General features: G+C 34.7%; 14 protein-coding genes. 3 read left to right on the top strand and 11 right to left on the bottom strand.

The features are described from left to right. Positions 1-12 precede the first annotated feature (12 nt). Complete coding sequence (locus Q0871_RS00405) at positions 13-1,233, top strand: sulfite oxidase (protein WP_299316922.1); 1,221 nt, start codon at positions 13-15, stop codon at positions 1,231-1,233. After that, positions 1,234-1,719 (top strand): monoheme cytochrome C, encoded by a 486-nt coding sequence (locus tag Q0871_RS00410; protein ID WP_299316924.1) that lies wholly within the window; start codon positions 1,234-1,236, stop codon positions 1,717-1,719. A gap of 60 nt (positions 1,720-1,779) precedes the next feature. Here the strand turns inward: Q0871_RS00410 and Q0871_RS00415 are convergent, their stop codons facing one another. From Q0871_RS00415 to Q0871_RS00450, 9 genes are all read right to left on the bottom strand, one after another. Continuing rightward, the gene (locus Q0871_RS00415; RefSeq protein WP_299316926.1) at positions 1,780-2,334 is read right to left on the bottom strand and encodes a type 1 periplasmic binding fold superfamily protein; all 555 of its coding nucleotides are present in this window, start codon (positions 2,332-2,334) and stop codon (positions 1,780-1,782) included. 34 nt (positions 2,335-2,368) lie between these two features. Then, complete coding sequence (locus Q0871_RS00420) at positions 2,369-4,762, bottom strand: TonB-dependent receptor (RefSeq protein ID WP_299316928.1); 2,394 nt, start codon at positions 4,760-4,762, stop codon at positions 2,369-2,371. A 67-nt stretch (positions 4,763-4,829) separates the two neighbouring features. Further along, complete coding sequence (locus Q0871_RS18695) at positions 4,830-5,138, bottom strand: DUF2645 family protein (RefSeq protein ID WP_367275105.1); 309 nt, start codon at positions 5,136-5,138, stop codon at positions 4,830-4,832. Between the two features lie 58 nt (positions 5,139-5,196). Next, positions 5,197-5,511 carry a DUF6787 family protein gene (locus Q0871_RS00425; protein ID WP_073243999.1) on the bottom strand — a complete coding sequence of 105 codons (315 nt, stop codon included), beginning with the start codon at positions 5,509-5,511 and terminating at the stop codon, positions 5,197-5,199. Between the two features lie 30 nt (positions 5,512-5,541). Further along, positions 5,542-6,006, bottom strand: a complete 465-nt coding sequence (locus Q0871_RS00430; RefSeq protein ID WP_299316936.1) for a DUF6146 family protein — start codon at positions 6,004-6,006, stop codon at positions 5,542-5,544. 67 nt (positions 6,007-6,073) lie between these two features. Then, positions 6,074-6,706 carry a DUF937 domain-containing protein gene (locus Q0871_RS00435; protein ID WP_299316938.1) on the bottom strand — a complete coding sequence of 211 codons (633 nt, stop codon included), beginning with the start codon at positions 6,704-6,706 and terminating at the stop codon, positions 6,074-6,076. 69 nt (positions 6,707-6,775) lie between these two features. Next, positions 6,776-7,726 carry a D-2-hydroxyacid dehydrogenase gene (locus Q0871_RS00440; RefSeq protein WP_299316941.1) on the bottom strand — a complete coding sequence of 317 codons (951 nt, stop codon included), beginning with the start codon at positions 7,724-7,726 and terminating at the stop codon, positions 6,776-6,778. A gap of 182 nt (positions 7,727-7,908) precedes the next feature. Next, positions 7,909-8,973 carry a 3-phosphoserine/phosphohydroxythreonine transaminase gene (gene serC / locus Q0871_RS00445; protein ID WP_299316943.1) on the bottom strand — a complete coding sequence of 355 codons (1,065 nt, stop codon included), beginning with the start codon at positions 8,971-8,973 and terminating at the stop codon, positions 7,909-7,911. 70 nt (positions 8,974-9,043) lie between these two features. Further along, positions 9,044-10,108, bottom strand: coding sequence for an acyl-CoA reductase (locus tag Q0871_RS00450; RefSeq protein ID WP_299316946.1), 1,065 nt, complete (start codon positions 10,106-10,108; stop codon positions 9,044-9,046). Positions 10,109-10,197: 89 nt separating this feature from the next. Here Q0871_RS00450 and Q0871_RS00455 point away from each other — a divergent pair, with 89 nt between their 5' ends. Next, the gene (locus tag Q0871_RS00455) at positions 10,198-10,548 is read left to right on the top strand and encodes a 4Fe-4S dicluster domain-containing protein (protein ID WP_076549924.1); all 351 of its coding nucleotides are present in this window, start codon (positions 10,198-10,200) and stop codon (positions 10,546-10,548) included. 164 nt (positions 10,549-10,712) lie between these two features. Here the strand turns inward: Q0871_RS00455 and Q0871_RS00460 are convergent, their stop codons facing one another. Together Q0871_RS00460 and Q0871_RS00465 are read right to left on the bottom strand one after the other, a co-directional pair. Beyond that, positions 10,713-13,829 carry a TonB-dependent receptor gene (locus Q0871_RS00460; protein ID WP_299316950.1) on the bottom strand — a complete coding sequence of 1,039 codons (3,117 nt, stop codon included), beginning with the start codon at positions 13,827-13,829 and terminating at the stop codon, positions 10,713-10,715. 15 nt (positions 13,830-13,844) lie between these two features. After that, positions 13,845-14,858: a FecR family protein gene (locus Q0871_RS00465; RefSeq protein WP_299316952.1), complete on the bottom strand. Its 1,014-nt coding sequence runs from the start codon at positions 14,856-14,858 to the stop codon at positions 13,845-13,847. Between the last annotated feature and the right edge of the window lie 4 nt (positions 14,859-14,862).

A 14,862-nucleotide genomic window follows, 5' to 3' on the forward strand; every position in this document is an offset into this window, starting at 1 on the left:
ATCACGTGAGTTTTGAAGAGAAGAAATTTTGTAGCAAAATCTAGTTTAGGTAGTCTAGCTGCCTTATTAGGTGTAGATATAGTTTATAAAAATGTAATGCCAGCTGGTTATACTCCTATAGCCTTACAAGATTCAGATCCATTCAAATTATTCAATAAGGATAAAGGGATGGTCGTTTTAAACGATAAACCTTGGAATATTGAAGCTCAAGCTCATCTCTTAGATGATAAAGTAACACCCAACAAATCTATATTTATTAGAAATAACGGACTCATTCCTGAAGAAATTGATGTAGAAAACTGGACGCTCACCATAGATGGCGAATCTGTCCAACAAGAAAAAACGTACTCCCTTGCAGAACTCAAATCCAAATTTAAACATCACACCTATCAATTAACCCTTGAATGTGGTGGTAATGGTAGAAGTGAATTTGACCCACCTGCGAAGGGTAATCAATGGACCATTGGTGCCGTTTATTGTGCAAGCTGGACAGGTGTTAGATTACGTGATGTCTTAGAAGATGTAGGTATTAAGGACGATGCCATTTACTTTGGTTATCATGCTGCAGATGTACATCTAAGTAGAGACCCAACAAAAGAACCCATTTCTAGAGGTGCACCAATGTCAAAGGCATTGCAAGACGAAACTATATTGGCTTTTCAAATGAACGGAGAGGATATTCCTTTAGCCCACGGTTATCCGTTACGGGTAATTGCTGGTGGTTGGCCAGCTTCGGTTTCTGGAAAATGGTTACAGCGAATTAGTATTAGAAATGTAGTTCATGATGGAACTAAAATGACGGGTACGGCTTATAGAGTTCCATGTAAACCCGTTGCTCCTGGTGAGAAAGTGGCAGATGAAGATATGTGTATCATAGAATCTATGCCGGTTAAGTCTTTAATTACATATCCTAAGTCTGGAGCTACACTATCAAAAGGAAAGAAATTGAATATTAGAGGGCATGCATGGGCTGGTGAATTGGAAGTTGCTAAAATGGAATATTCTATAGATTTTGGTGCCACATGGAACAACTGTACCATTGAAAAACCTGCTAACCGTTTAGCTTGGCAACATTTCTCCGCAGAGATCTCATTTCCTCAAGAAGGGTATTACGAGGTTTGGGCAAAAGCTACAGATACTAATGGTGCTGGCCAGCCAATGTTATTACCTGGTTGGAACCCCAAAGGATACTTAAATAATGCTTGTCATAGGATAGCTGTAAAAATCGCATAGATGAAAAAGCAAAATCATGACAAATTGAAACGCAATTTTCAAGGTACGTATCAAAAAATCATATTGGCAACAGTTATTGTGGCTATTGGAGGTATTGCTTTGATATACTTTATTTTCGATCCTAGTCTATCTGCTTTCAAAGGAAACGAACCAGAAACAGAAATTGTTGAAATATCAGTTGAAGATGATTTTGATAAAATAGAAAATGGAATTCATGTAAGTACTGGATTTATAGAGGCACCAGGTATGGCAGAAACTATTCAAAACTGTACCAATTGCCATTCTTCTAAATTGGTCATTCAAAATAGAATGAATGCGGAACGCTGGAAATCTACTATTAAGTGGATGCAAGAAACTCAAAACCTTTGGGATTTAGGTGAGAATGAAGCTGTAATTATCAATTATTTAGTAACTAATTATCCACCAAAAAAAGTGGGTAGGAGAGCAGTACTTACAGATGTTGAGTGGTATCAATTAGAAGAATAGAAAACATAAAAAAGCCTTTGAATTTTAATTCAAAGGCTTTTTTAATAATATAAACTTAGCCTATTCTACTACTACGGTAAAAGTTTGAGCTATATCAGTTTCTCCACCAGCATCTGCCAAAGTACCATCATTTGGTTTTGTTGGCTCATGACGCAATGTAATTGTAATAGTACCCGAACCTGCATCACCTGTTGTTAATTCAAATTCAAGACCTACTGGATTTCCGTCGCCATCTTCATCAGAATAAGTTACATCTGTAAGAGAACCGGTTAGACCAAAGAAAAACTGGTGCTCATCAGCTTCTTCTTCTACTTCTTCAGTTATGTCTTCTGCAGGAGTTTCAGTTTCGTTCAATAATTCAATACTTCCAGTATATGTTGTATTTGCAGTTAAATTATCTGCAGTTATTACAGGTGCATCTGGTCCATCTCCATCTAAATCTTGAGATTGCAGCGTTGCTGTACCATCAGCACTTGTTAAGGTAACCGTCATTGTAGTAATAATTTCTTCTTCGTTTACTACTTCTGGGGTATCATCATCACTAGAACATGATGTCATAACTGTTGCCATTAAGCTTAATGCTAAAACTGTTTTTAAGGTTTTGTTTCTTTTCATAGTTGTACTTGTTTTCATTTGTTAGTAATTAATATTAATAGTTAAAAATTAGGCGCAGACTTATATTTCTGCCCATGTCATCTACAAAATATCGTTGGCGATTTAAATAATCACGATAATTTGTATTTAATAGGTTGCTTGCACTAAGACCTACAGTTAAATCGTTTTTGTTTTTAAGGGTAAATGATGCTTCGGTATTTAGGGATAAAAGTTGATAAGCATCTGGTGGTGTATTAATATCCAAAATCACATTTTCTTGTTGTTCGGGTGAAAAGACCTCAATATTATCTGGAAATCTCGTTTGTTCGAACACATACTGACTTTCTAGACTTACAAGAAAATTATTCCATTTAGGATTTGTATATGTAATACTATTAGTGAAATTGGCAGCAGGTATGTTTATCAGCGGTGTGTCTGTTTCTGTATCAGTACCTCTTACCCATGCAAACTTGTGATCTGTTCTAATTTTAGAAGACCAATTGTTGTATAAGGATGCATCAAGACCCAATAGAACTGCATCAGTCTGGCGATAAGACCATACGGGGAAAGCACCTCTTATGGTGAATTCTACACCTGTTGGCTCAACAAGTATAAAGTCTTTGATACTATTCAGAAAAGGAGCGAAGGTATAGCCCCATTTACTGGTATTTCTTTCTAAGGACACGGAGAGTTTAGATGACGTTTCACTCTTAATTCTTAAATCGCCCAATTCTATACGTGCTGCAGAGTGGTGTAGCCCGTCACTAAATAATTCTGAAGCATTGGGTGCCCTCTGCGAGTACGCATAATTAAAACGTAAATGATTTTTGTCGTTTAATTCGTAATGAAACCCAGCAGTACCAGAGAAATTATGGTAGTCAAAAACAGGATTAACAAGTAATTGTGTGCCTAAGTCTTCAATAATTATATCTGCAAAATCTACATCATATCCACGTTCTTCCCATCGTGAAACTCTATAGAATTTTTTTGAGTCTATTCTGCTAAAGTCATAACGAGCACCTGCATCTAACGTCCAATCTTTGTTTAGTTCATAGCTGCCAACCGCAAATAGTCCTAAATCGTATTTATCGTAATCAGGGATTAGTCTTCTTACACCTGTATCAGGATTTGCAAAGTTGGTTTGATATCTACCTAATGCGCCTACTTTGAGGTCAAAACCTTCTTTAGCATCAAATTTAATATTGGTTAAAACAGAATGTGTTGTCAGTTTCAAGTCTAACGATGCTTTATCTGCATCATCCCCTACACGAATATCATATTCAAATCTTCTATTTTGTTGAAAATCATATTGTGTGGTCCATTTTCCAAAACCTTCAAATCTTCGGTAATAACTTAGTTTTCCTAAATGATGGGTTACCTCTTGGTTGGGTTGGGTAATATCATAAGTAAAATCATTTATTACACTTGGTACATCACTATTAATAGCGTTTATTAAATCATCTACGTTACCGATATGCGAGGCTCTTAATATGCCAATCTCAGAATTAAAATAGGAATAATAGCCTTCCCAGCCTTGTTCAAAATCGCGTTTTCCAATATTTAGAGATAAACCACTTTCGTTGATTCCGGTGTTTGAAAGTATGTAATCTGGAGCTTCTAAATCTCCTAATTTCTTATAAGACCCTTGGGCTTTAATATATAGACCAGACTTGTAAGATTTGGTCAACGAAGAAGTAATGTTACCGCCACGACCATTAGACGATAAGTTCAATTGTGTTTTACCAAACAAGGAATCTGTTCTAACAATAGGTAACGGCTCTAATACAATTACTCCGCCTATGGCATCGCCACCGTATTCAATTGCTGCTGCGCCTTTAATGACACTTATGTTCTGGTTAGCGTTGACATCGACATTTGGGGCATGTTCTTCTCCCCATTCCATGTCTTGCATGCGAACGTTATTGTTTAGAATTAAGATTCTACTACCGTTTAAACCTTGTATTACTGGTTTAACAATGTTACCACCAGTATTTAATGTTGATATACCTGCAATTTTCTTTAGAGCATCGCCTAGACTATTACCACTATTTCGCTCTATATCTTTTACCGATAAAATATTCTCTTGTGCAGAATTGGTGCTTTTGGGGACATCACCGATTACTTTTACCTCATTTAGTTCTTCTAAATGGTGTTCTAGCCTAATCTCATAAAAAGTATCGCCATTGATTGTTAAAGTAACAAATTTGGTAGTACACTCTGGGTGTGATATTTCTAATTCTAAAACTCCATCACACAAATTTTTAAAAGTAAATTTCCCATTTTCTTTAGAAACTGTTGAAAGGTTTTTACCAGTGATATTAATAGTTGCGCCACTCAACGTACTGTTGTCATGGAAATCAACTATTTCTCCTAGTAATATTGAATTGCAATCTTGTGCATAAATAAATGAACTGCAAAAGATTACGAAAACATATAAATAATTTTTCATTATATAAGTTTTGCGCGAGTATATATCGGTTTAAATATTAAAACCGATTTATTTAATGGAGTGTAGACTAGCTACGAAAGGAAGGGGGAGGTCTGCCAAAAGTTGCATACCTAAAATAAAATGAAGGCGCCTCTAATACTAAAGGCCTAATTTTTTTATCAGTAAAAAAGATAAATGGTAAAAGAATTAATAATAAAATGGCAACAAAAGTAAATTCAGAATTTTGATCCTGAATAGCCATATCGCAAATACTACAATTCTCTATCGTATCAACAGAATTGTCATCATGAGAATACACGTGAAAAGAAGTCACCTTAATTAACATAAGGCAAAACAATATTAATACAGATAAATATGTAAATATTGAGTTTTTCACACCGCTAAAGTACTAAAAGAAGTAGAATTGAATGTTAAAGAAAACCTAACAAAAAATTTTAGAATAAGAATCCGAGTCCTAATCTTTTAAGCATCTTTTTCTCAAAAGCCCAAAAGAATTTGAATTGTCCAAATAACCAGCCATATATTACTAATAGTATTTGATAAAAGGGAAAAATTAATAGAATTCGTAAAATCCAATACATTGTTGTTCCCCACCACGCATCTGGAAAATTAGCTTGTTGTAAGCCAATTAAATTTAAAAAAGGTTTTGCCACAAAGACAGAAGATGACCCGGTAATGGAAAAAACAATAAAAATAATTGTTAATTGAAAATTGCTGGTAACGCCCCAACGCTCTTTTAATTTTTGCATGACATGTGTTGAATGCCGCAAATATACTTTTTAAATACGGGGTACAAAAGAACCTAAACGTTGATTATATTTTCTTTGAAAATAGATGAAGTAATTATAAAGTTTGTAATTAACCTCATACCCATAATCTATTTGATTTGAGTAATCTATGCGCAATTCATATAAATTCGGGTCAAATCTAGATGGCTGCATAACTCTGTTATTCCATTCTACAACCATGATGTAATTTCTATTTTCAAGGAAATTTCGAGAATAATAACCCTCTGGTTTGGCAATTGAACTTAGCCATGTATTAAAACCAGGCTCAATAATTATTATTTCATATTCTGTCTTGTCACTAGAAATAGTAATGGTATCGCCTCGCACTTGTTTAAAAGCCTGTTCTTCATTATTAGAAATAGCTAATGATTCTTTTGATGCTCCGCAATTTAATAGAAGTACAGAAATGGTGCTAACAATCAGCATTACAAAAAAAGAGGTGTATTTCGTTTTCATGAATTTTAAGATACAAAAAAACCCGCTTGCAGTTGTAAGCGGGTTATATAAATAGAGTCTTTAAATTTTATTTGCCGAAAAGACCTCCTAAAAGACCTCCGATTCCACCACTACTTTTACTGCCTCCCATTACCATACCGGCAACGTCATCTAGTATGCTACCATCACCATCTGCATCTAACAAAGAAGTAATTAAGCTTTGATTTTCTTGTGGCTGTCCACCTAGCATGCTACCTAAAAGAGCATTCATACCAGTACCATCACTTACGTTACTTTGTGCAGTTTGCTTTCCAATCATTCCCATGACTATAGGAGCAGCTATTTTTAAAATAGAAGCTACAGAACCTGCGTCGATACCAGATTTTTGACTTAAAGCACTTTCTACTTGAGGTTGCTTATCGCCAAAAACATGACCCAAAATACCGGCACCATCTGCCATTACACTATCGTCAACACCGCCGCCAAAAAGACCGCCTAAGTTATCCAAAATACCACCACTATGATTACTAGATAATGCACTCATTAAACCTTGAGCACCTTCTGGAGTAGATACATTTTTTTTCATTGCACCAAGAATAAGTGGCATAGCCATACTTAGTACACTTGCGGTTTTATCTGCTGGTTGGTTGGTTTGACCTGCAACTCCGCTAATTAATTGTTGCCCCATTGGGCTATTTAATAAATCTAATAATCCTGCCATTGTAATAGTTAATTTAATGTTTACATTGTAAAGTACGAAAAAGAGGCCAGAATATTGCCTTTTAAGCACCTATTTTAATAGGGAAATGATTTGGTCGGCCAATTCTAGTCCAATTCTTTCTTGAGCTTCAAGTGTAGCTGCACCAATATGAGGAGTTAGCGATATACTAGAATGCATAAGAATTTTGATTTCAGGCTTTGGTTCAGATTCATAAACATCCAAACCAGCAAAGGCAACAGATCCGTTCTCTAATGCGTTTATTAAAGCAACTTCATCTAAAACACCACCTCTTGCAGCATTGACGATACCTACACCTTTTTTCATTTGTGCAAATTCTGCCTCTCCCAAAACATAGTTATTCTGCCCTGGTATATGTAAAGAAATATAATCTGCCTGTTTTAGTAAGTCTTCTTTCGATGTATTCTTTAAATTGAATGTCACTTTCTGACCATCGAAAAAAGAAAGTTCAATATCGGTTTGTTCTACTTCTGGGTCGCAATACACAACGTTCATTCCTGCTCCAATCGCAAGTTTAGCTGTTGCTTGACCAATATTACCGAAGCCGAATAGACCTAAAGTCTTCCCTCTAAGTTCTGTACCTTTTGAATATGATTTTTTAAGACCTTTAAAGTTGCTGTCACCCTCTAAAGGCATGTTTCTGTTAGCATCATATAAAAAACGTGCTCCACCAAAAAGATGGGCAAATACTAATTCTGCCACAGATTCTGATGATGCCGCAGGTGTATTTATAATATGAATGTCTTTAGATTTAGCGTAATCAACATCAATATTATCCATACCAACACCACCTCTTCCTATTAATTTTAGGGTAGGGCAGGTATCTATTAAATCTTTTCTAACCTTGGTGGCACTGCGCACTAATAAGGCGTCAATTTTGTGTTCGTTTATATAATTCGCTAACTGTTCTTGTGCAACAGTTGTCGTTAAAACTTCAAATCCTGATTTCTCTAAAGCGTCAATGCCGTTTTGAGAAATACCATCATTTGCTAATATCTTCATATGTTTTACTCGATTATCGAGATTTTAATTCTCCGAGGTTTTCTTGTCCATTCCGTTCAGGTAGACCTCAAAAATTTACGTAGGCTCACTTAGAAATGTTTCGTGAGTTTATCTCGAATTATTTTATTGAATATTAAATACTGAATGAAATGTAAACTAATACAGTAAATCGTTTGAATTGCTTATCCTTTACGCTCCATTTCGCTCATTACATCTACCAATACACCAACACTATCTAGAGAAAGTGCGTTGTACATGCTAGCTCTGTAGCCACCAACAGAACGGTGACCGTTTAAACCATTAATACCAGCTTCTTTTAGCATGTTATCAAATGTTGTTTTTAAAACTTCATCTGTAATATTAAAGGTTGCATTCATTAACGATCTATCTTCAATATTTGCATAACCTTCAAAAACTGGGTTCAAATCTATTTCAGAATATAATAATCTGGCTTTTTTCTCATTTGTTTCTTCAATGGCAGCTATACCTCCAAGATTTTTTAGCCATTCTAAAGTTAGCATAGAAGTATAAACCGCAAATACTGGTGGAGTATTGAACATACTATCTTTTGCAATATGCGTTTGATAATTAAGCATAGAAGGAACCTCTCTAGAAACTTTTCCTAAAATATCATCTTTAACAATTACCAAAGTGGTACCTGCGGGTCCCATGTTTTTCTGTGCTCCAGCATAAATCAAATCGAACTGAGAAAAGTCCATAGTTCTAGAAAAAATATCTGAACTCATGTCGCAAATTAAAGGACAATCGGTTTTTGGAAACTTCTTGAATTGAGTTCCGAATATTGTATTGTTTGAGGTAATATGCAGGTAGTCTAAACCTGATGGTACTGTATAACCTTTTGGAATGTATTTAAAGTTTTCATCTTTAGATGATCCAACTTCAATAATTTCTCCGAATAATTTAGCTTCTTTAATTGCTTTGTCACTCCAAGTACCGGTATTTAAATAACCAGCTTTTTTTTCCAACAAATTATATGCAACCATTAAAAACTCTAAGCTTGCGCCACCTTGAAGAAAAAGGGCAGTATAGCCTTTATCTTTTAAGTCAAGTAGTTCTAATGCCAATGATCTTGCGTTTTCCATTACGGCAACAAAATCTTTACTTCTGTGCGAAATCTCAATAAGAGAAAGGCCAGAACCGTTGAAGTCCATAACCGCTTCAGAAGCTTTTAACAATACTTCTTTTGGTAATATACAAGGACCAGCGCTAAAATTATGTTTTTTCATTTTGTTTGTAATTTAAGGATGCAAATGTCAGGATTTTTTAAGAATTTACAGTTAGGATGACCATTTAATTCTAGGATGTTCTCAACAAGAAATCAACCGTATCTATACCATCTGCATAATCGTTCAATGAAGGCTTTTGTGTTTGTCCGAATGATATCTCACCATCTAAGACACCTGATGAGACTATACATTGAATTTTATCTTCCTCGTTATTTAGATATTTTTTTAAAGTACTGATATCTTCATAATGCTCATAAAACAATGACGCAATAGGGGATCCAAAGCTTTTTTCTTCTTTTAAGATCAAGAAACCATTATCTAATATTTTGAATTCGCTCATTAAATAAACAGCCTTGTTATAATCATAATTGTTAGCGTATTTATTATGATTTATAATATCGCTATATGGAAACATAGCTTTAAAAAATGTATCAATGTTGTAATCTTTTGGAATATAGATTTTAGAGACACTTCTGCATCCCAAACCAAAATATCTAAAAATATCTTCACCGAGAGCGGTCAGTTCTTCTTCGGTTTCTTTTCCTGTAAGTACTGCAATAGAATTTCGGTTCTTTCGAATAATATTCGGTTTTTTACCGAAATAAAATTCAAAATATCTTGCAGTATTGTTACTGCCGGTTGCGATTACGGCATCATAGTTTTCAAGCTTTTCTTTTGTAAACGTCACCCTGTCTTTGAAAAAGGGTTCGATTTCGATTAGGTAATCAATAAGCAGAGGGATCAATTTTTGATCGTTACTCGATAGCTTTACCAATGCTTTGTTTCCTGTAATTAATACGCATAGAAGGTCATGAAACCCTACTAAAGGGATATTGCCAGCCATAATTAGGGCTACAACTTTCTCTTGGTTAGCCTCTAGCTTATAGTTTTTAAGCCAGCTTTCTATATTTTCTTTGGTAAGTGCATTACCCCATTCATGAAAAGCATGAATGCAGTTTTCTTCCGAAAACCACCCATTATAATGCTGGGCTCTTTCCGCTTCGGTTTTAAACCGTTCCATCCATTTGTCATTTAAATGGTCAGAAATTGTATTTGTTGTGACTAAATCACAAAATGTTCTTAGAAAATTTCCAAGTTTAACAAAAGCTTCTATACTAAGGTTGCTATGGGCCATTATATTTGTATACTAATTCAGTAGGAATTACCTTTGTGCAAAAATAAGCATGCCCGTTCTTTTTTGGGCATATTAATGAAGAAGAAATTATGGCAATTATAATAACAGATGAATGTATAAATTGTGGGGCTTGTGAACCAGAATGTCCTAATACAGCAATATATGAAGGAGCAGATGAATGGAGATATGCCGATGGAACTTCTTTAGATGGCAATGTTGTTTTGCCTGATGGTAAGGAAGTTGATGCAAATGACGTTCAAGAACCTATTAGTGATGAAGTTTATTACATAGCTCCTGATAAATGTACGGAATGTATGGGCTTTCATGAAGAGCCGCAGTGTGCAGCTGTTTGCCCGGTAGATTGTTGTGTTCCTGATGATGATCATGTTGAAACTGAAGAAGTTCTTTTAGCGAAGCAACGTTTTATGCACCCAGAGTAAATTAGATATATTTTCTCTAAAGGTTTTGATAAGTATAGTTAATCTTTAGACTGCTTTATTGTTTACCTTTTTATGAAGAAATTATAATCACTTAACATACTTAATATTAAATAAAAAAAGCTACCTAAATTAATAGGTAGCTTTTTTATTAAAACTAAATCAAACTAAAATTTATAATTCAACGATAGGTTGAACATAGTGCCTAATTGACTAAAGTGATACCCATCATACGTCATTTGAGAATAACGTTGGTTGAAAGTAATCAAGTTAGATTGGTTCTGCGTCTGTGCTGGGTCTGCCAAAATAGCATCACCTGCAGCATTTTGAGAAACAAAATTCCATTCAGGTAATACATTCAACAAGTTGTTGATGTTAAGGGCAATTGTCAATTTATCTGTAGCGCTAAAATTAACTCCTAAATCAGTTACTACTTTAGGGTCAAATTCAGTACCTAGGTTGAAATTACCATTTGCATCAGTACTTAAACCTTGTTGAAAAAAGCTAGTTTTTCCGAATAATGTATTATTTAAAGAAAAACCGAATTTATTTATTTCGTAATTAGCTCCTAAAATCCATTTAGTCTTAGGTCTTGAAGTAAAGAATAAAGCTTCTTGAGTTTGATTTACAACAGATTGTCCTGAATTGGCAACTAAGTCAATATCCTTTACTGGACCATCAAGTTCATTCTGAATAGTATAGTTACCAGATAAGTTTAAATCTAAACTTCCTTCACCAATTTCGATTCCTTTATAAGCAAGTACAACATCGATACCAGATGTTTTTGTGTCTATTGCATTAGAAAAGAAACTAACATCGCTTAAGTTATTACTAGCTAAAAGAACATCTAATGGATTTGTAGGGTCACCACTACCTCCGATTTCATTTCCAAGAACAATTCTGTCTTTTACAGCGATATTATAGTAGTCGAAAGTATAGCTGAACTTATCTATTTTACCACCAAAACCGACAGTGTAGTTTGTAGATGTTTCAGCATCTAATTGAGGTATACCCAATAATTTTGCTTGTGTAGAAACATTGTTGATCAAACCACCAACTTGTATACCTTGCCCTGGTACAAAACTATACTGAGCTTTTTGAGTATAGATTTGGTGTAGGGTAGGAGCTCTAAATCCAGAAGATAAAGAACCTCTTAATGTAAATGCATCGCTAAACTTATAACGAGAACTAAACTTATATATGAAAGTATTACCGAAATCTGAATAGTTCTCCGTTCTAATGGTACCGCTTAATAAAAAAGCATCGGTAACATCATAATCTAAACTTAAGTAGCCACCAATATTGTAACGGTTAAATTTACCAGAATTCTGAGGAGAGGCACCTGCAAATGAATCTGCACCACCACCGTCATAAGAAGCTAATTCTCCTTCTATAATTTCAAAAGTTTCTGTTCTGAACTCAGCACCAACACCAATACTCACTTTGTCAGATAATAATCTAGAAATATCAATGTTACCAACGTTATGAGAAAATCTAGTTCCTCCTGGATCAAATGATTGCTGACTATTTTCTCTATACAGCTCAGAACCTTCGGTAATTTCACCATCATCTACAGAGCCATTTCCATTTGCATCTATAAACACTGATGGAGAATAAACAACATTTCTGTTGTGAGTATTGTTCACTTTGTACGTTTGAGTATTTCCGCCAGTTGTAAAACTTGCATCAAGATTCCAATCGTTTATAACTGATTTAAAACCTATTGTAGCATTATAATCGCTAAGTTCACCTTCAAATGTTGGAACATAACCGTCATAACCACCTGCAGTGTTTGGATTATCTCCAGGGAAAAAATCTGCTAAATATGGAAAATCTTCAACAGTTCTCCAATAAGGAGTTCTGTAATTTGCAAAACTATTTACAGCTTTATAAACATATGCAGCATTACCATACATTGAGGTGTTTTCACTTAATTCATAGCCTAAGTTAAGTGAGAATTTAGCAGCAGCAGTTTCTGGGGATCCATTGATATTCCCTGCGTCTGGTCTTCTAGAAAGAAATTCTTGAACATCTGCAATGTCAGCGCCAAAATCACCAGCTTCACCAGCAGCATCAACAGTACCTGGTCTGTTTGCTTGGTTTACTTTAGATAGGTCTATTGTATAATTTACAAAGCCTTTGTCCTCACCAATAGCAGAACCGTTGTTTAAAGAAACACCAAACATTTCACCATCACCTTCAGAAGTTATTCCGGTTCTTAATGTTGCTGATCCTTCATTCGGAGAATCTTTAAGTATAATGTTCATTACACCTGCAATTGCATCAGAACCATACTGTGCAGAAGCACCGTCACGTAAGATTTCAACTCTTTTAATCGCATCTGTAGGTATAGCTGAAATATCTGCTCCTGTTTCACCACGACCTGGAGATGTTTGTGTATATAACAAGGCACTTAAGTTCTTACGCTTACCATTAATCAAAATTAATGTTCTAGATGGTCCCATGTTTCTAATTTCATAAGGATCCAATAAAGATGTTGCATCGTTTACAGGCGTTTGTACTGTGTTAAAAGAAGGTATTTTATACTGTAACGCTTTATCGAAAGTAGCTTGACCTGTTGAACTTAAATCTTTAGCTCCAATTACATCTACTGGTAATGGCGTGTCAGCATTACTTCTAGGTGCTGTACGAGAACCAACAACAATAAATTCATCTAGTTGCATTCCTTCTGTTAGCTGAACGTTAATTGTATTCTTGCCAAGTGTTGAAACTTCTTGCGTGGCAAAACCGATATAGCTAAATACTAATTTAGTATCATCATTAATGTTAATTGAATAGTTACCATCAAAATCAGAAGTAGTACCGTTAGTAGTACCTTTCTCGATAATATTAACTCCTGCCAACGGCATTCCAGAATCATCGGTTACTGTTCCGGTGATTGTGTTTTGAATCTTTTCATTCAAAGTCAAAGCAGTAATACCATTATTTGAAGAATTTATCTTAAGAATTTTAGCCCTTTCTGGCTTCTTATGATAAACCACATAATATTTATTACCAAGATATTCAAAATCAAAACTTGTTTTGCGTTCCAATTTATTAATTATCTTGTCTAATACTGGGAATTTATATTCCTCAGGATTTAAACTGGTGCTTGAAACCAGGGTAGGGTTGTACGTGAAAAATACTTCGTGCTTTTCACTGATCTCATTTAGAAACTCGCTTAATGTTACGTTTTCTTTTAGTTCATTAGCTGCCGTTGCACTGGTAATGCTTGAAAAAAGCATTACTGCAAGCAGTAATCTCATTAGTTTGTTCGTTCTCATAAATAAATAGTTTAGTTAATAAATAGGGTTTTCTTGCACGCGTAATATCTTTCCTTTTTTAATGATTCTTGTACCTGTGGCTTTTTCTATTGCGGCTATACATATTTGTAAATTCTGATTTGGAATACCACCGGAAAGAGGTAAATTCTTTAATTTTTCATTTTCATATTCAATTTTGAGACCGTAGGTCGTTTCTATATTGAACATCACTTCTTTTAGGGGGATTTCGTTAAAAGCATAGGTGCCGCCGCGCCATAGTGCATATGGGGTTTCAATATCAACTTTTTTATGGATCAGTTTTTTGCTTTCATTTGAAAATGAAACTATTTCACCCGGTATCATTTTGGTAACTTCTCCATTTTTTAGTTCTAAATGAATAGAACCTTCGTCAAGCACCACATTTGTTTTTTGTTTTCTAGTATTTACATGAAACTGTGTACCCAGTACTTCTACTTTCAGGTCTTCTGTAATTACCCAGAACTTTGCATTGGTACTTGGTATAGATTTAACTTTAAAGTATGCTTCTCCTTTTAAATTGATAAGACGAGGATTGTCTTTTTCATACCATATTTCAGAATTTCCATTAAGAACTACAGAGGTACCATCTGGTAATTTCAAGTCGATTATTTCGCCAAAATTGGTTTTGTGTATCGTCGTGGTTTCATTATTTAATAAAGTATAGGTTGTCCAGCTTATAAGAACTAGTAACACGGCAGCTGCAGCTGTTAGTAACGAGCTGTTTACTGTGTGTGTTTTTTTACGAATTTTTTTTGGAGTAGGCTCTATCTTTATTTTTGATAAAACATTAGCCAAGGCATCGTTAACTTTTTCACTGCTAGGGAGTTGTTGATTAAAATTGATACCTATAATAATAGACTTCGCATTCTCTACAGTTTCTATATGTGAAGGGTTGTTCTGAATCCAATTATTCCAATAAGCGATATCATTTTTATTTAAGCCTTTTGCCCAGTTTTTAAATGATGCATCCGATAGGAAGTAATCTAAGTCGAATTTATTATTGTTGTTCATATAG

Source organism: uncultured Maribacter sp. (assembly GCF_947500985.1).
GTDB lineage: Bacteria > Bacteroidota > Bacteroidia > Flavobacteriales > Flavobacteriaceae > Maribacter.